This is a genomic window from Mucilaginibacter sp. Mucisp73, assembly GCF_059491465.1.
On sequence record NZ_CP168507.1, the window covers coordinates 5,995,002 to 6,012,757 of the forward strand.

The following is a 17,756-nucleotide window of genomic DNA, read 5'->3' on the forward strand; positions in this document are numbered from 1 at the left end:
GGCATAAATTTATGATAATGTATACACACTTACCTAAAATTTAATGCACACCTGTTTATTATCTACTGAATCTTATGTGGGTAAAAAACACGTATATAACAGTTATCAATATATATTTAATATGCCTGTCCCGCCAATCCCTGACAATGAAATGGAAAGGCTTTTAAGCCTTTCGGAGTTTGATCTTGATTATACCGAACACAAAGAAAGCTTTAAGGACCTGGCCAAGCTGGCAGCCAAAGTTACCGGCACGGAGGTTTCGCTGGTTAACCTTATCGACTCCTATACCCAATGGAGTATCAGTGGTCATGGTTTAGAAATTGAACAAATGCCCCGTGAGGATTCGGTTTGTCAGTATACTATTATAGACGGAGAGTATTTTGAGGTTGAAGACTTGCGGAATGACGAACGTTTCCGGGATAAATTTTATGTAACCGACGGGCCCAAATTAAGATATTATTATGGCATACCGCTAAAGGTAGGCGACGATCATAATATCGGCGCCTTATGTGTGCTTGATAAAAACGTTAAGGAACTCACACCTGAAAAGGTTGAACTTTTAAAGATCATTGCCAATGAAATACTAAGCAGGTTAAAAGACCTGAAAGTAATTAACAAACTAAAAAGTAAGCTTGCTGAAGCCAGCGAAATTCAAAAAAAGGTAGCTCACGATATCCGCGGGCCGTTAAGCGGAATCATCGGCCTTGCCCAGCTGATCAGCGAACAGGGAGAGTCAAACCAGATAGAAGAGGTGCTGGAGTTTACCAACCTGATCCATAAAAGCGGGCGGTCGATACTTGAGCTTGCAGATGAGATCCTTAGTGCTGATACAAATGATCATAAACCCATATCCAATGGGGCGGAATTTAACCTGCTGGTATTTAAAGATAAAATTGAACGGCTTTTTATTCCGCAAGCCCGCAATAAAAACATTTTGCTTACGGTTACAACCTCATCCGAATCGGAGCGGATTCCCTTTGCCCGGAATAAACTGTTACAAATAACGGGGAACCTCATCTCAAATGCTATAAAATTTACTCCGGCTGGCGGTTATGTTAGTGCAGACCTGAGCCTCGAACTGAACGACCATACCCATATACTGCAAATACAGGTGAAAGACAGCGGTGTCGGTATAGATGAAAAAGCAATCGAAAAAATACTGAAAGGCAATGCAGCTTCAACAACAGGAACAACCGGCGAAGCAGGGTTTGGCTTTGGGCTGGCATTAGTAAAACATCTGATTGAAACCCTTAAAGGGTCAATCAATATCTACTCAAAACCTGGCCAGGGGACTGTATTTGAGGTAAGGCTGCCGCAAAAAATGCAACCATAAAAAGAACCTGTCCGGAGTAATAATAGGGCATAGAGGTTTGCGTAGGCAAAAAAATCCCTAAATAAGTTGTTTTCCTGAAGGTAGATTATAGATGCAATACTTAAAGTAAAATACCGACCTAAAAGCCCGGTACTTTACTTTAGGTTATATTTTTACCAGCTTTTGCCGCCGCCACGGTTATCTCTTGAATAGCCGCCACCGCCACCGCGGTTGCCACCACCGTAACCACCGCCGCCACGGTTACCGCCACCGTAGCCACCGCCACTGCTCCTGCGGTCGCCGCCTGGTTTTTTCTCTTCTGCCTGGCTTACTGCAATTGATCTTCCTTTAACTTCAGAACCGTTTAGGCCGCTTATAGCTTGTTGTGCTGCCTCATCATCTGCCATTTCAATGAATCCGAACCCTTTGCTTCTTCCTGATTCCCTGTCAATAATAATTTTTACGGAGTTAACTTCACCATAAGCTTCGAAAAGCTGCTTTAAATCGGCTTCCCCTAAAGAAAAAGGAAGACTTCCTACGAATATGTTCATTAATATTTAGTTTTTAATGGGCATGCTTTGTTAATTACCCACGTTTTGTTAACATCAAATATAGTAATAGATATTTGATGATTACTGCATGTTTATGTGAATGAATGCTTTTATTTTAAAAAAAATATTTTTTTTGATCGTTTTGGGAAGATAAATCAAAAAAGCCAACCTATTAATACAAAGGTTAATTGCTTTTGTTTTAAAAGCATGATGTTTCTGTAAAATAAATATGTAAAGAAAGCGCTGTATGTATTTTTTTAATATTAACCTAACAAAAATTTATTCCGGAGATAAATCAGCAGTAAAAACTTACACTACCGATTCAATTTTATAGCGTTTGCCATTCAGCGTAAACTCTTCTCCCGCTTTTTTGCCGCTAAGCAGGTTCCCTATAGGGGATGCCGGCGACACCGCGAAATAAGTTTTGCCATCAAGCATTAAAGCGCCCGCGCTTATGGCCAGGTAAAAATTGCCATTATTGGTAAATATCACACTGCCGGATTCGGCATGCATCGACACCCCGGTGGTATTGATGCGGTTTAAGGCCACCAATAGCTTGTTGGCTTCATTTAACTGCGCCATATTGCGGTTGGTTTCCTGCTGCATCATTTCGCGGCCGGTTTCATATTTATCGCCCGCGCTGCTTTTGGTATCATCGGTTGATGCCTTTTGCGCATCGGCTATGGCAAGCTCTGTGGCCTCCATAATTTTACGCGCGTAATTAATGCATAGCTGATGTAATTCTTTCTTCAGATCGCTCATTATGATATCAAACAAAAGACTAAAATAGGTGAAAAGATCAAATTTTGTTGCGCGGGAAATCTGCCGGTAAAATAAAAGCCCCCTTGCACTCGCTGCTTGGGGGCTTTAAACCTAAACCTTATCACTATTTGCAGGCGTTAACCTACAAAGTAGATAAACGTTACTAAGAGCAATAATGGTATGTATGCCTAATTAAAACTGACAAAATAATGATATTCGCACATTACAAGCCGGTCGTTCGCTTATATTAACTGCCTTATCTACAGCTTACCGGCAAAAAATTTAAGAGTTGAAACAATATGTTTTGCCCAGTATGACCACTCGTGTCCACCCTGGTTTTCTTCATAAATATGAGGGATCTTTTCCTTATCCAGCTTTTTATGCAGGTCACGATTATAGTTAATCAGCAAATCATTTATACCGCAATCAAACCGAACTGGCGGCAGCTGGGCCCTGTATTTTTTAAATGTTGCAAACACATCTTCATCGGCCACAATATCCTGAGCATAGGTTTTTAAAGGCTCACCGGCAAAAAGTTTAATCTGCGGCAGGCTTGTTATAGACGACAGGCCGGCAATGGCCTTAAATTTATGCCCATATTTTGCGCCGATCCTCAAAGCGCCAAATCCTCCCATAGAGAGGCCAGCTATAAACAGCTGTGAATTTTCTTTTGCACCCGGAATATTTTCCATTACAGCCGTAGGCACATCCTCCGCTATCCACTGTTCAAAATTAAAGCCGCTATGCGGCAAATAACCTGAGCCATCGCCCCAAAGCCCGTCTGACGGCATGGCTAATATCATTCTTGGCAATTCGCCTTTTTCAATCAGCTCATTGGCTTTTAAATGAACGCCCCCGCTCATGGCCCAGCTCCAGGCGCTGCCATATACCCCGTGCAGTAATATTACAATAGGTAAAACCTCGTTTTTATTGGCTCCGGGCGGAACGTATACGCAAATATCACCCCGGCCCTTTAAATTGGGCGTTTTTACAGTTATAAACCGTAGCTGATTACTTTCATATTGCGGATTGGAAATTTCTGTTGTTTTAAATGGCATGAGCTTTTTTAGTCGAACACGATAACTCCTTTGGCATTCCTGCCTTTCAGCATGTCGTCAAAAGCTTTATCAAGTTCGTTTATAGAATATGTACGTGTAATCATTTCTTCAAGTAATAAGTGCCCGCTGGTATAATGTTGTACTATATCCGGAAAATCAATTTGCGGGCGGCACTTACCATAAAGCGGGTTAATGTAAATCTTATCCCATTCAAAAAGGCGCATATCAATGGTGATTTCCTGTTCAATTCCGCTTACCTGTACGGCCGTACCGGCATTGCGCACCATTGCTAAGGGGGCTGCTCCTAATTCGGGAATGGCGGTGCATTCAAAAGCGTAATCTGCCCCGCGCCCACTCGTAAGTTTTTTTACTTCTTCGGCGGCTTTAAGCAAGCCGGCATCATCTTTGGCAGCCAGAATGGTGTGGGTTGCACCAAACTTAACAGCCATTTCAAGGCGATGGGGATTAATATCAATGGCGATAATCTTTTCTGCGCCGGCAATTTTTGCACCTTGTATCGCATTAAGGCCAACACCGCCGGTACCCAGCACCACTGCCGATGAACCTGCTTTTAGCCTGGCTGCATTTACAACTGAGCCGTAGCCTGTCATCACCCCGCAGCTGATGATACTTGCAGCAGGGAATGACATGGTTTCCGATGTGTTTTTTACCACCGCCGACTCTTTTACCAAAGTATATCCGGCTATAGTACCAATATTAAACGACCTTAAAATGGGATCGCCATTAAGCGTTGTTCCGTCGAGACCGGCATGGCCCGGAGTGTAGCCATTGCCGCCGGCTGCAACCGGCGAGGCTACTTCACACAAATGCAGGTTACCCTCCAGGCATTGAAAGCATTTGCCGCAATGCATGGCCCAGTTTAAGATCACCTTATCGCCAGGTAGTACACTGCTAATACTTTTCCCAACCGAAACTACAATACCTGCACCTTCATGCCCTATAATGAGCTGCTTTCCCCAGCTTAACGAGTCATGATCGGTATGGCAAAGTCCCGCCGCTCTTATTTTAACCAGCACTTCATCATCTTTCGGTTCGTTCACCACAATATCCTGTATCGAAAAACCACCCTTTCCATTGGCAATAGCCGCCTTGCATATTATAGCCATAATTGGGGGATATGTTAAACGCTTTTCATACGCCGTTAAACCAGTTGAGCAAATAATAGCAATCACTATAGCTTGCCATATTAACAGTGCTGAATGCAACAAAAATAGGTTAAGCTATGATTCTAAAACTTTAGCAAATTGTCCAAAAAGTAGCCTATATTATCCGCGCAGGCGCTTTTTATAGCATTTGACAATATTTTTAAAGGATCCCCGGATAAAATACACCAGTTTTTCACACCTGTAGTTATTGTTAATAATCAACCCTTTAGGTTACTTTAAACTCCAATTATAACAACCATGAAACTAAATAAGCTTATTATCCTGGGCTGTTTATTGTTCGGCTTAATTCCCTCCGGTGTTAAAGCCAAAACGGGTGCGCCGGGCAACAACGAAATTATTTACCATATATTCCAGCGAAGTTTTTACGATAGCGATGGCGATTATCACGGCGACCTGAATGGCATCCACCAAAAACTTGATTATTTGCAGGAAATTGGTGTAACATCCATACTGCTTACACCGCTTTACGAATCTGCTTTTTATCATAATTACTTTGCCGTTGATTTTGAAAAGATCGACCCTAAATACGGCTCCCTTGCCGATTATCTTAAGCTGATTAACGAATTGCACCGCCGGGGCATGAAGTTTTATATGGACATGGAAACCCAGTATGTTACCGAAGATTCCCGCTGGTGGAAGGAGGCTTTCGGAAATCCAAAATCACCGTACAGCGATTATATTTTATGGGACGACAAGGACAACAAAAAGCCATCAACCATAGTATATAACCTTACCGGGCTGACAGGCTACGACAGCGTATCCCGCAAAATAACTACCGCAAACCTTAACAGCGAGGCTTCTAAGGCTTATAATCTAAAATTGTTCAGCTACTGGATAGACCCCAACGGCGATGGCAAATTTGATGATGGGGTAGACGGTTTCAGGCTTGACCATATGATGGACGACCTGGATAATAAAGGCCGTCTTCCACATTTATTCGATACTTTCTGGAACCCATTATTAACCAAGCTAAGGGCCATCAACCCTCAAATTAAGATTGTAGCTGAACAAGCCAATTGGTTTAGCCTTGGCACTGAATACCTGGAGCACGGCGGCGTTGACCGGGTATTTGGCTTAAGGCTGTGTTTTGCAATCCGGTCGTTTGACAAAAAACTGCTGTTGGCCAATGCCGATTCAACACTGGCCATGCTGCCGCCCGGTAAACAACAGGTGGTTTTTATTGAAAATCATGATGTGCCCCGCTTTAGCTATGCAGTAAAGGGTAATTTGGCAAAAATGAAAGTTGGCTGCGCTTTTAACCTGCTGATGGGCAGCATCCCGTCCATTTACTACGGGCAGGAGTTGGGCATGACCGGCACTACGACAAATTTTGGTGCTACCGATGCCAATGAAATTCCCGACAGGGAAGCTTTTGAATGGTACAAAAGCGATGCCGGCAAAGGTATGGCCCTGTGGTATAAACAAACCGGCCCCTGGAAAGATCAGTTTAATAACGATAAGCCTAATGATGGTATCTCCCTCGAAGAAGAAAAACAGGACCCAAACTCATTATGGAATTACTATAAAAAGATGATCGCCATCCGCAAAGCCAATCCGGCATTTGTTGATGGCAGTTATAAAACCGTCAATAATGATAACGATCATGTTTTTACATTTATGAGGAAAGATGCCGGACAAACCATACTGGTGGCTATAAACCTATCGGATAAAGAAACAGAGACAAGCATTGATGCCGACGGAAATACGCTTAATATTATTGGGGATGCAAAACCAGTAGCAAAGGGAGGAAAGCTGGCGGTTAATTTGCCGGCGTTTGGGGTGGGGGCTTGGGAGTTGAGGTAAAAACTTGCGCTCGTTTGCAACGAGCGCTTAATATGGTTTGGCGATTGTATCGCCTGTTGCGTTATAAACGCAAACCCAAGTTAAGCACTCGTTGCAAACGAGCGCAAGAATAGCAAGAATAGTTTTTTTAAGCCCTCCCCATGCGGGGAAGGTTTGGGTGGGGCTGCTTACATCGAAGCGGAAGCCTTCACATTTTCCATACCGTAATGCTTCAGGATATCTTCAGGTACACCTGTCCACTTGCCGGGTTGGTTACCTGCGTAGCCAATATCTTTCACGCCGATTTCGCTGGTGAAAAAGCCTGAAGCAGTAAGATCGCGCATGCGGTTGAAGAAAGCTACACCCTGGGCCATTTCTGGTTTGGCTTTTTTAGGGTAAGCGATCATATCAATTAGCTGGATCTGCTGATCTTTAGTGCAGTCGGTAAATGGCTTGCCGAAACGGTTAAGGCACTGCAAGTCCAGCCAACGCAAACCACCACGCATCGGGGTTTGGTGATCGGGCATATCTTTTACGATAAACTCAATAAAATCCGGCACCTTGGCATCAGATGCGCTGCCCGATTTTTCATCTTTTGGGATAATGATATCGGCCAGTACAGTAATGGTAGCCATTTCGGCAGCGGTAAAAAATTTATCAGCATGCAGTTTTTTATCCCGCTCAACCTCAAACGGCTGGCGACCAACTTCGTCACCGGCAGCTGCGGTAGTTGTTTCTTCTGCACCTTTTTTTGTATCGGTTTTACAGGCCTCCAGTAATAATCCTGCCGAAAGTGTTCCTAAGCCCAGGGCTTTAAGGGAGTCACGTCTGTTCATAAAATTGTTATGTTAGCTTGTTAAACGTTTAATTTTTTTCTTTCCTGAATAATATATTCTGCAGTACGCATCGATAACGCAAGGATTGTCCATGTGGCGTTTTTATCGCCCTGCTGCACAAATGGAGCAGCGTCAACCACAAACAGGTTTTTACAATCATGCGCCTGGCACCATTTATTTAAGGCCGATTTTTTAGGATCGTTACCCATACGGATAGTACCTACTTCGTGAATGATCTTACCCGGAGCTTCCAAACCGTAGTTGGTTTCAGGGCCTTGCGGCGGACCGTATATTGCACCGCCCATATTGTGCATAATTTCCTGGAAGGTTTCCTGCATGTGTTTGGCCTGTTTAATTTCATCAGGGGCCCATTTATAGTGGAAACGCAATACCGGGATCCCGTATTTATCAACTACGTTAGGATCAATTTCGCAATAGTTATCATAACGGGCAATAGCAGTACCACGACCGGCCATGCCAAATTGGGTACCATAAAAACGACGATAGTCGTCTTTCAACGAAGCACCATAACCACCTGCCTCTTTCATTTTACCATCGCGGCCCGGAACTACACCATTCATGTTTTGGATGCCACCGCTAAAACCATATGACGGCATGTGTAAGCCACCGCCGTATTCGATGTGATAACCACGCGGGAAATCCAGCTTTTTATTATCTAACCACCATGGCGAGTAGATGTGCACACTGCCAACGCCGTCTTCATTGTAACGCTTGCGGTCCATCAACTGTGGAAGGAAACCACCGGCGCTTGAGCCGGTTGAGTCATGCAGATAATGTCCTACAACACCGCTGCTGTTAGCCAAACCGCCCGGATGCTGGGCCGATTTTGAGTTAAGCAGGATCCTGGCCGATTCGCCTGCGCTTGCACCAAGGATAACTGTTTTAGCGTTTACCTGGTATTCCTGCAAATCTTCTTTATTAACGTATGATACACCGACAGCCAGGCCTTCGGCATTAGTTATTACCTCGCGCACCATGGCGTTGGTGATCACTTTTAAATTACCTGTTTTGATAGCAGGGATCACCAAACATGATGATGCCGAGAAGTCGCCGTAAACTTTACAGCTGCGACCGCACTGCCCGCAGAAGAAACAAGCGCCACGGTCTTTATTGCCAGGCAAAGCTTCTGTTAATACCGAACCACGGCCCGGAATAATTTTAACGCCAGCTTTTTGAGCACCTTTTACTATATAAAGCTCATTAAGCCTCGGTTTGGGCGGAGGAAGGAAAATGCCATCCGGTTCGTTCTCCAAACCTTCTTTGGTCCCGTAAACACCTATCATACGGTCAACCTTATCATAGTAAGGCTTTACATCATCGTAAGTGATTGGCCAATCGTCGGTAAGGCCGTCTTTAGCCTGGAAATCACGCGGGCCCATCCTTAAGGAGATCCTTCCCCAGTGATTGGTACGGCCACCCAGCATCCGCGAGCGGAACCAGAAAAACTCTGTTTTATCTTTTGTTGTGTAAGGTTCGCCGTCAATTTCCCAGCCGCCATAAGCAGCATCAAAATCGCCAAAAGGACGGGTTGTACCGGCACCACGACGTGGCGACTCCCAGGGCCATTTTAATTGTTGTGAATCTTTAGCAGGGTCAAAGTAAGCACCGGCTTCAAGCATTAAAACTTTTATGCCGGCGTTGGCCAATACGTAACCGGCCATACCCCCGCCGGCACCCGAACCAACAATCACCACATCATAGGTGGCTGATGATTTTTTAATTTGCAGATCGCTCATATTATATCAAAGTATCCTTCTTTCTTATACGAAGAGAAATTATACATGCCTGGAGCATGTTAACACAATTTAAGTTATGGTATAAAGATATGAACAGGGCACTATATCCGTACCCTGTTCATAAAAAATATTAAAGCTCTTTCAGTTTAATGTTACGGTAGCTAACCAGGTGACCGTGATCCTGCAAAGCAATGTGGCCTTTAGGATATTGGGCAAAACCTTTCCAGTTTTTAAACTTGCTATCAGCTAATACTTTGTTCCATTCGTCGCTGCCCATTTTTACATCAACAATTTGGGTACCATTAAGCCAGAAAGTAAGCTGACCATCTTTTTTGCGCAATTTTACTTTGTTCCATTCGCCGGCCGGTTTGCATACATCTTTTGAAGGGGCAATCATATCATATAATGAGCCCGCAAGGTGGTTGGCTTTTTTGTTGTCGCTCGCATCTTTATTATCAAGCACCTGCATTTCCATGCCAGTTAAGTAAGTTGCGCCAAATTGAGGGTCTTCATGCACTCCGAAAATGATACCGCTGTTACCCTCTTTGCTGATGTTCCACTCTAAGGTAAGTTCGTAATTTTCGTACTCGCCATCGGTAACCAGATCGCCATGACCTTCTGCTGCCTGCGGATCGAGTTGCAAAGCACCGTCAACAACTTTCCAGCCCACAACTTCCTTTTTTAAGTAGGTGTGCCAGCCATTGGTGGTTTTCCCATCGAACAGTTTGGTTTGTGCCGATACCGACAGGCAAAAAGCCGGGATGGCCATCAGGCCAAGCATGATTTTTTTCATAAAATTATAGTTGTTTTTATAGTATCAGAACCGCCATTAAAATAGCGTTGGTTGGTTGAGGCGGCTCCTGTTGGTTTCATTGTTTTGCTTTGTACAAGGTATCTGACTTAAAAAGTATAAAACTGTTTAAGGGCGTATTTTGATAAAACGTTTTAATTGCAAATTAACTGAACATTTTTTTAGGTTGGGTTAAATATATCGGCTTTTTTTAATGCTAAAACGATTATCGCAAAAATAAAGTATAAGCCTGCGAAAACTGAGGTAAAAGCTTGGTTACAATAGACAATTTATGGCAGATGGGTAACATAGAGCGGGCGCCTGATTGTAACAAATGAGGTGTCCCAATTTTTTGATTCCCCACAAAAAAGTGAAAAACCGCCGGCCGCTATTTTTTTAAAAAACAATAATGTTCCATTTTTTGAGAGTGAAACAGCGAAACGCCTTTTTTATGAAACACATTGATAATCAAGCGCCTAAGGCGCAACATGAAACACTATTAAATAACTGGTTATCAACAAATAAACTTAAAGAAGGAGTCAAAAAGCGTCTCACACGCCGGCCAGAGAAACCGTATTTATTTTAGCTGTTTTTTATGGACTTTTCAAGGCTTTTTTAAATACCGGAATGAATAGTACTAAGTACTGACAAAATATCGCCACTATAATTTGGGATTGAAATGCGTTATTTTGCCCAAAGGGCAAAATAAGCCTGCGTTTAGCAAAACACGATTGATAATCTTCGTTGATCAAGAAGTCACGGGTGCCCGGCCTGCAAGCCAGCGCCATGTACTTGTGCCGGTTCGCGAAAAAAAAACGCGGTTAGAAATTTTCACACGAATTATTTTTCTCACTTACCACAATTAATCGAATTACACGAATTTCAAATTTATACAAGTGAAAAATTCGTGTAATTCGATTAATTTGAAAAAATTAGTGTAAAAATTTCTTATTCGTTCGCCTCCTGATAGCATATATTTTTAATGCAATTTTTCTGTGGCACACCCGTGCCGATTTGATAAATCTACCACAAAACAGCCGGCAAGCACTCGTAATTTCCGGCTAATGTCACAAGATGCCGATTGCCGATACATTTACTTAATGCTGACATATGCCCAATTGCAAAAAAACTTATAATAGGTAATATTGCGCCGTTGTGGTTAACCTTATCTTAACGCATAAGATTATCCAAAAATAACTATAACCCAAGCATTATCGGTAATTAACACTTACTACATTGATCAATTTTTATTTTATAAAACCTGGTTTCAAGAAATCTGGTTTAACGTTTGCATTAAAAGCAATTTGCATACTTTTTATTTTTATTACTGTTGACAATTTAACAGCGGCCGCGAATACCCGCACTGTTACCCCGGCCGATACGCTGGCCGACAGCGCACTGATGAAAAAGCGGCTAATCAACCAGGCATTTGGTCACATTTACGAGCAAAACCTGCGTGTATCCGAAGGCGGGAACGATTACTTTAACAAAATAAAAACGCAGCTCACTGCCGACCTGGCGCCGAACTTTGTTTTATTCAGCACGCCAAAGTCGCGTTTCTTTTTTGTGTTTACCCCAAGGGTGAAGATCCGCCTGCTGGCCTCGCACGGGGCGCCGGTAAAATCGCCAAGCTTTATGCCGGGCGGTACAGTGTATTTCAGGGTGAATGAGGATACCTACAATCCAAAATTCTTTTCGTTTGGTTACTCGCATCATTCCAACGGCGTACGCGGACCATCACTTAATCCCGACGGCAGCTTTAACCGCGATAGCGGCAAGTTCACCACCAACTTTTATACTTTAACTTATTACAGCGGCAAACGCTTTGATAAAAAAGACCTCATCATCAACCGCTATGATAACCTGGGCTTAGAAGTTCATGCCGGTTTATTCAACCTCGGTTTATCCGAAGGCTTGAAAGATCATTACGGCTTTATCCGCATTAATGGCAGCCGTATGTACAACTTCGCCAAAGCCTATACCGACCCTATTGATAAGAACAAAAAAGTATACCAAAACTGGCAGCGTATCCGCTTCGACTTCACTTACATCGCCGACAAGTACGATAATTACTCAACCTTTGATTTCAAGAAACGTTTAAATGTAAGCCTGAAATACTATTACCAGTTTCCGTTTATGCCTGATGCCGCCCTTATGGTTGGCGGAGGCTACCGCGGACAGGATGATTACAACCAGTTTTTTGAAGATAGCTATGGTTATGTCACTATTGGCTTTGCAACAAGCTTGAGTTTTCATACGCATAAGTAAAAAAACTACGCCGCTGCCCGGCTCCTGCCGGGTGGCAACTATTCCCTGGCTTCTGGCCTGCGTAACATGGCTTCGGCGGCCGGAGGCCGTTTGATAGTCAACACCCGGCAGGAGCCGGGCGTTAGCAAAAGGGGAAAAGAAAAGCGGTTTCGCCTGCGAAACCGCTTTTCTTTTTTAATCGCTGCCGCAAGCCTCCCGGCTTGTGGCCCGCATGCTTAGTAACAGACATGCAAAGCAAACGCACAACCCGGCATAACCCTCTTTTTTGTACATTTGCCGCATGGCATCCATTAAACCATCCGTCCCCAAAGGCACACGCGATTTTTCACCCGCCGAAATGGTGAAACGCAATTATATTTTCGATACCATTAAATCAGTTTTCCGCAAATACGGCTATCAGCAGATAGAAACACCGACCATGGAAAACTCTGACACTTTGATGGGTAAATATGGTGAAGAAGGAGACAGATTAATATTTAAAGTTTTAGAGTCTGGCGAGTTTTCATCAGGAATTGCAGAGGAATTAATAGGACAGTATCAAAATACATCTATTGAAAACGAAGTAAAAGAAGTTTTCATTAAACTCGCCGAAGAGTTTTCAATACAAGTTGCAAATCTCGATGATATTACCACAAGTAAAAAAGATTCCGAAATCAAAGAAGACCTGCATTGGTTATTGAAATCAAATAGCTTTTTGTCCGAAATAAGCAGCCCCCCTCAATACTTTTATTCCATTAAGCACGCTTTTGTAAAATATTTATTTGATAAAGGCGATGCTGACAAATTTAAGCCTTTTAAAAATCGGTTTAGATATTACCTATCAATCAGAAATATAAACGAAAGGTCTAATGAGATTTTAAAAGGATTCAAATATTTGATTAAAACAAACTCTACATTAGAACGGCTAATCAATTTTGAAACCTTAATAAAAAAAAGCTTAGTGCCTTCTAAGCTATCTCGAACAATATCTAAAAAAGCCCTGCGCTACGACCTTACCGTGCCTTTTGCCCGTTACGTAGTTCAACACCAAAACGAGATCACATTTCCGTTCAAGCGTTTCCAGGTGCAGCCGGTTTGGCGCGCCGACAGACCGCAGCGCGGCCGCTACCGCGAGTTTTACCAATGCGATGCCGATGTAGTTGGTTCTGATTCACTACTGAACGAAGCCGAGTTTATCATGATCTATGATGAAGCTTTAACCAAGCTTGGCCTTAAAGATTTCAGCATCAAAATCAATAATAGAAAAATACTATCAGGCATTGCACAAGTTATAGACAAATCCGATAACATCATTGATTTAACTGTAGCTATTGATAAGCTGGACAAAATCGGCCTTGATGGCGTGATTAAAGAGCTGCTCGAAAAAGGTTTTACCGATGCCGATATCGACAAACTAAAACCTGTTATCCTGCTTGAAGGCAACAACACCGAAAAACTGGCGAGCCTTCGCGGGGCTTTAGCCCAATCAGAGATTGGTTTAAAAGGCTGCGACGAAATAGAAACCGTTTTTGGCTATATAGAACGCTGTCCGCTTCAAACCGCAAAGCTTGAGTTGGACATTACCCTTGCGCGCGGTTTAAACTATTATACCGGCGCAATCTTCGAAGTGAAAACCAATGAGGTAAACATGGGCAGCATCGGTGGGGGTGGCCGCTACGACGACCTTACCGGTATGTTTGGCTTAAAAGGCCTTACCGGCGCAGGGATCTCCTTTGGGGCCGACAGGATCTATGACGTACTGGAAGAACTAAACCTTTTCCCCGCCGGCAGCAATCAAACCACGCAGGTACTTATATGCAATTTCGATAAAGAAGGCGAACTTTATAGCTTACCTCTATTACAGCGACTCCGCCGTAGCAATGTTAACACGGAATTGTACCCGGCAGGCGCGAAAATTAAAAAGCAGATGGAGTATGCTAACAATAAGCACATCCCTTATGTGGTGGTTATCGGCGGCGATGAAATGCAAACCGGGCTATTGACATTTAAAGACATGGCAAGCGGGGTCCAGGAAAAATTGACGGCGGATGAGATCGCAGCAAAACTAAACCGGGATTAAACGGATTTTTTGGATTGGCGGGATTTGATTTGTACGCGTCTTATTTTCATTTCCCTTTATAGTTTAGTGCAAATGACAAATCCGGGGAAGACTTACGAAGTTTTGAAAACTTCGTAAGTCTGGATTCTACAACATATCATGGCACCAATTGAAGGATCGCGCGCAAAGGCCAGCCTACCATGCCTCGACAGGCTACCCATGACATAATAAAAATCAAGGTCATGCTGAACTTGTTTCAGCATCCCACTCGCTAAGCGGCCATGCTAAGCAAAACGGCCACCTGTCCTATGGGGTGCCGAAATAAATTCGGCATGACGGCAGGTATATGTAATGTTTCCTATCCCTTTTTCTCTCCCTCATTCTTTTTCAAATGCCCTTCAAGCTGCGGGTTTTGAGGTGGAAGGGTTTTTACGCGGTGTTCAACCTCGGTTTGCTGAACATGAACGGCATAATCTGCGGGTTCAATATGGCTCCCGCTGGCCTCGGCAAATACCTGGGTAAACTCGGCACCAATGTACAATATGGCCGATGTATAATAGATCCAAACCAATATCACAATAATAGAACCCGCAGCACCATAGGCCGACCCTTGCGCTGTATATTGGATATAAAGGCTGATGAGGTATTGACCTATCATAAACAGGATAGCTGTAAATACCGCGCCGCTGCGCACATCGCGCCATTTGATTTTAACATCGGGCAAAAACTTAAATATGATGCCAAACAAGGTAGTGATCACCACCAGGGTAATGCCCAGGTTTAGCGCCTGGACAAATACTTTAGTAAAAGAATCGATACCGGGAAAAAAATGCTGAATCTGATCCTTCAGGGCGCTTATGACCAGGTTGATAATAAGCGATGCCAGCAACAGGAAGCCCAGGCTGATGATGAGCGAAAAGGACACAAACCGGTTTTTTAGCAATTGCATCCAGCCGCTTTTAGGCTTGGCTTTAACCCTCCAGATCATATTAAGCGAATCCTGGATCTCGATAAAAATACTGCTTGCGCCCAATAATAGCGTAACCACGCCAATAACAACTGCTATGCCCGATTTCCCGGATAGCGCAAGGTGCTTTAACGCATCCTGAATTTGTGCTGCCGGTGTTTTGCCAACATAACGGACAATTTCAGGGTACAACCGCTCGGTTGCGGCATCCTGTCCAAAAACCAGGCCGGCTACAGATATTACAATAATTAATAAAGGGGCAATTGAAAAAACGGTGTAATAAGCCAGCGAGGCGCTCAATTTCAAGCCATTATCTTTTGAAAAGCCCGTGAACGATGCCAGCAGCACCTTCCATAGTTGTTTAAAGTATGCTTTGCTTAAAAATTTCATGCCTGTGTTTTGTAGATTAATGCTTATTCGTGAATGGTTAAGCAATATTGATGCCTTTTGTAGGGCTATTTAAATAAAAGTTGTGAGTTTTGGATGGGCTTAAAATATTTAAAGGGCCTGTACCGGAATATCCAGCAGCTCATATTTTTCCCAGCCCATAAAGTCATAATGCCACCATTCGGTTGAGATCACCCTGAAGCCGTATTTGGCCATTATCGTTTTTAATAATTCGCGGTTTGTAATTTGCTGCGGCGGTAAATCCATATAGTTTGCCCCGGCCTTACGGCTAAAGCTATCAAAGCCGGTTGGCATATCCAGTTCTTTGCCGGTTTTAATGTTGATAAGAGAAAGGTCAATAGCGCAGCCACGGTTATGCTTTGAGCCTTTGCGCGGATCGGCTACAAAGTTGGTATCGGGGGCCATTTCATAAAAATTAACGGTAACCGAATAGGGCCGGTAGGCATCATAAATTTTAATACCGAGTCCCTGCATTTTTAATTCGGCTTCAACCTGCTGAAGCGCTTTTACAACCGGGAGCCTTGCATAAGCTTTGGCCCTTGTATACATGCGGCGATGCATGAAATTGTTGGTTGTAGCATAGCGCAGATCTAAGATGATCTCTGGAATATATTTCTTTATTTCAACCAGCTGTTTATTCGGGTTTGCTTTAACCTGTAGTTTATAGCGGGCAATACCATAAATTTTTGCACTGTCGATATATTTATAGTGCTGCGCATTAACGCGCAAAGTACACGCTACAAATATCAGCAAGATCAAATACCGGTGATTCATATTAGCTGTTTACCTGTGCGATACGATCAGCAAATCGAGGTCTTTGCAGGGGATCGAGAAACGCTCGCCAATGTGTTTATTGGTAAGCTGGCCCTGGTAGATATAAACCGCGTTACGCACCCCCGATTTTTGCCAGATGAGGTTTTTGATGCCGCCCATATCGCCAATATCAAGCAGTATTGGTGCAAAAATATTGGTGAGCGCATAGGTAGCGGTACGGGCCACACGCGATGCGATGTTAGGCACACAATAATGAATTACATCATATTTGCGAAAAACGGGGTGGGTATGATTGGTAACTTCGGATGTTTCAAAACAGCCGCCTTGGTCAATACTTACATCAATGATCACCGAGTCGCGTTTCATGCGGCTAACAGTAGCTTCAGAGATAATGCAAGGGCTGCGGCCATCTTCGGCACGGAGCGCACCTATGGCCACATCGCAGGTGGTGATGGCTTTTTCCAATACAATAGGTTGCACCACCGATGTAAAAACGCGGTTGCCAATATTGTTTTGCAGGCGGCGGAGTTTGTATATCGACGGATCGAATACCTTAACCTCGGCACCCAATGATATGGCGGTGCGTGCCGCGTATTCGCCCACAGTTCCGGCACCAAGAATCACAATTTCAGTTGGCGGAACGCCGGTTATGCCGCCCAGCATCAGGCCTTTGCCCTCAAAAACATTGCTTAAATATTCGGCTGCTATAAGTATGGAAGTAGCGCCCACAATTTCGCTCATTGCCCTTACCACCGTAAGGGTATTGCCCTCATCACGCAAATGCTCAAAACTTAGCGCGGTGATCTTTTTGGCCATCAGCGCCTGAATGCTTTCGGCCTTGAGCGTAGCGATTTGCAGGGTAGAGATCAGGAGCTGCCCGGGCTTCATCAGCTCAATTTCATGAGTGGTAGGAGGGGCTATTTTGATAATGATATCGGCCTCGTAAACCTTTTTGGTATCATATACTATCTGGGCGCCTTGCTCACTGTAATCCTTATCCGAAAAATTGGCGGCCTGCCCGGCATTACTCTCCAGCATCACCTCGTGGCCGTTATTAACCAGCAGCGCTACCGACAGCGGGGTCAACGGCACGCGGTTTTCCTGGAAGGAAACCTCTTTGGGAATGCCGATGTATAGCTTGTTTTTTTTGCTTTTTACCTCCAGCAACGACTCCTGGGGCTGCAACATTGCTTGCTTGGCAATATCCGAAAACCCGCTATATATCCCTGAACTCATGATGTGTTTTTTTTAAGGCTGTTGAAGATA

At 43.8% G+C, this 17,756-nt stretch carries 14 protein-coding genes; 4 read left to right on the top strand and 10 right to left on the bottom strand.

Translation table 11 applies throughout. The features are described 5' to 3' along the window. Positions 1–151 precede the first annotated feature (151 nt). The gene (locus ACEN82_RS24825; protein WP_413321079.1) at positions 152–1,333 is read left to right on the top strand and encodes a sensor histidine kinase; all 1,182 of its coding nucleotides are present in this window, start codon (positions 152–154) and stop codon (positions 1,331–1,333) included. Positions 1,334–1,485: 152 nt separating this feature from the next. Here ACEN82_RS24825 and rbp read toward each other — a convergent pair whose 3' ends face one another. The 4 genes from rbp to ACEN82_RS24845 form a co-directional block, all read right to left on the bottom strand. Then, positions 1,486–1,863, bottom strand: coding sequence for an RNA-binding regulator (gene rbp, locus ACEN82_RS24830; RefSeq protein WP_091169120.1), 378 nt, complete (start codon positions 1,861–1,863; stop codon positions 1,486–1,488). 309 nt (positions 1,864–2,172) lie between these two features. Beyond that, positions 2,173–2,625, bottom strand: a complete 453-nt coding sequence (locus tag ACEN82_RS24835) for a 3-oxoacyl-ACP synthase (protein WP_413321078.1) — start codon at positions 2,623–2,625, stop codon at positions 2,173–2,175. A gap of 260 nt (positions 2,626–2,885) precedes the next feature. After that, positions 2,886–3,683, bottom strand: coding sequence for an alpha/beta hydrolase (locus ACEN82_RS24840; RefSeq protein WP_413321077.1), 798 nt, complete (start codon positions 3,681–3,683; stop codon positions 2,886–2,888). An 8-nt stretch (positions 3,684–3,691) separates the two neighbouring features. Further along, positions 3,692–4,810, bottom strand: a complete 1,119-nt coding sequence (locus tag ACEN82_RS24845) for a Zn-dependent alcohol dehydrogenase (RefSeq protein WP_413321076.1) — start codon at positions 4,808–4,810, stop codon at positions 3,692–3,694. A 297-nt stretch (positions 4,811–5,107) separates the two neighbouring features. On the opposite strand from ACEN82_RS24845, the gene ACEN82_RS24850 reads away from it, so the two are divergent. Continuing rightward, positions 5,108–6,673 (top strand): alpha-amylase family glycosyl hydrolase, encoded by a 1,566-nt coding sequence (locus ACEN82_RS24850; RefSeq protein ID WP_413321075.1) that lies wholly within the window; start codon positions 5,108–5,110, stop codon positions 6,671–6,673. A 167-nt stretch (positions 6,674–6,840) separates the two neighbouring features. Here ACEN82_RS24850 and ACEN82_RS24855 read toward each other — a convergent pair whose 3' ends face one another. From ACEN82_RS24855 to ACEN82_RS24865, 3 genes are all read right to left on the bottom strand, one after another. Further along, the gene (locus tag ACEN82_RS24855; protein ID WP_090532622.1) at positions 6,841–7,488 is read right to left on the bottom strand and encodes a gluconate 2-dehydrogenase subunit 3 family protein; all 648 of its coding nucleotides are present in this window, start codon (positions 7,486–7,488) and stop codon (positions 6,841–6,843) included. Positions 7,489–7,508: 20 nt separating this feature from the next. Then, positions 7,509–9,245: a GMC oxidoreductase gene (locus ACEN82_RS24860; protein WP_090532624.1), complete on the bottom strand. Its 1,737-nt coding sequence runs from the start codon at positions 9,243–9,245 to the stop codon at positions 7,509–7,511. A gap of 130 nt (positions 9,246–9,375) precedes the next feature. After that, complete coding sequence (locus ACEN82_RS24865; protein WP_373615556.1) at positions 9,376–10,038, bottom strand: 3-keto-disaccharide hydrolase; 663 nt, start codon at positions 10,036–10,038, stop codon at positions 9,376–9,378. 1,233 nt (positions 10,039–11,271) lie between these two features. Here ACEN82_RS24865 and ACEN82_RS24870 point away from each other — a divergent pair. Next, on the top strand, positions 11,272–12,303 hold the full coding sequence (locus tag ACEN82_RS24870) for a hypothetical protein (protein WP_413321074.1): 1,032 nt from the start codon (positions 11,272–11,274) through the stop codon (positions 12,301–12,303). A gap of 280 nt (positions 12,304–12,583) precedes the next feature. Continuing rightward, on the top strand, positions 12,584–14,362 hold the full coding sequence (hisS, locus tag ACEN82_RS24875; RefSeq protein WP_413321073.1) for a histidine--tRNA ligase: 1,779 nt from the start codon (positions 12,584–12,586) through the stop codon (positions 14,360–14,362). Between the two features lie 337 nt (positions 14,363–14,699). On the opposite strand, the gene ACEN82_RS24880 is transcribed toward hisS, so the two are convergent. From ACEN82_RS24880 to ACEN82_RS24890, 3 genes are all read right to left on the bottom strand, one after another. Continuing rightward, positions 14,700–15,698, bottom strand: coding sequence for a YihY/virulence factor BrkB family protein (locus ACEN82_RS24880; protein WP_091176607.1), 999 nt, complete (start codon positions 15,696–15,698; stop codon positions 14,700–14,702). 108 nt (positions 15,699–15,806) lie between these two features. Continuing rightward, a complete protein-coding gene (locus ACEN82_RS24885) occupies positions 15,807–16,490 on the bottom strand; it encodes a M15 family metallopeptidase (RefSeq protein ID WP_413321072.1) in 684 nt (227 codons plus the stop codon). 9 nt (positions 16,491–16,499) lie between these two features. Further along, entirely contained in the window at positions 16,500–17,726 is a 1,227-nt protein-coding gene (locus ACEN82_RS24890) for an alanine dehydrogenase (RefSeq protein ID WP_090532635.1), read from the bottom strand. Positions 17,727–17,756 lie beyond the last annotated feature (30 nt).

Bases quoted from the DNA above. Each gene is read 5' to 3' on its own strand.
- ACEN82_RS24865 (WP_373615556.1), bottom strand. From the start codon at position 10,038: ATGAAAAAAATCATGCTTGGCCTGATGGCCATCCCGGCTTTTTGCCTG.
- ACEN82_RS24855 (WP_090532622.1), bottom strand. From the start codon at position 7,488: ATGAACAGACGTGACTCCCTTAAAGCCCTGGGCTTAGGAACACTTTCG.
- ACEN82_RS24840 (WP_413321077.1), bottom strand. From the start codon at position 3,683: ATGCCATTTAAAACAACAGAAATTTCCAATCCGCAATATGAAAGTAAT.
- ACEN82_RS24885 (WP_413321072.1), bottom strand. From the start codon at position 16,490: ATGAATCACCGGTATTTGATCTTGCTGATATTTGTAGCGTGTACTTTG.
- ACEN82_RS24825 (WP_413321079.1), top strand. From the start codon at position 152: ATGGAAAGGCTTTTAAGCCTTTCGGAGTTTGATCTTGATTATACCGAA.
- ACEN82_RS24860 (WP_090532624.1), bottom strand. From the start codon at position 9,245: ATGAGCGATCTGCAAATTAAAAAATCATCAGCCACCTATGATGTGGTG.
- rbp (WP_091169120.1), bottom strand. From the start codon at position 1,863: ATGAACATATTCGTAGGAAGTCTTCCTTTTTCTTTAGGGGAAGCCGAT.
- ACEN82_RS24845 (WP_413321076.1), bottom strand. From the start codon at position 4,810: ATGGCTATAATATGCAAGGCGGCTATTGCCAATGGAAAGGGTGGTTTT.
- ACEN82_RS24880 (WP_091176607.1), bottom strand. From the start codon at position 15,698: ATGAAATTTTTAAGCAAAGCATACTTTAAACAACTATGGAAGGTGCTG.
- ACEN82_RS24850 (WP_413321075.1), top strand. From the start codon at position 5,108: ATGAAACTAAATAAGCTTATTATCCTGGGCTGTTTATTGTTCGGCTTA.
- ACEN82_RS24835 (WP_413321078.1), bottom strand. From the start codon at position 2,625: ATGAGCGATCTGAAGAAAGAATTACATCAGCTATGCATTAATTACGCG.
- ACEN82_RS24890 (WP_090532635.1), bottom strand. From the start codon at position 17,726: ATGAGTTCAGGGATATATAGCGGGTTTTCGGATATTGCCAAGCAAGCA.
- hisS (WP_413321073.1), top strand. From the start codon at position 12,584: ATGGCATCCATTAAACCATCCGTCCCCAAAGGCACACGCGATTTTTCA.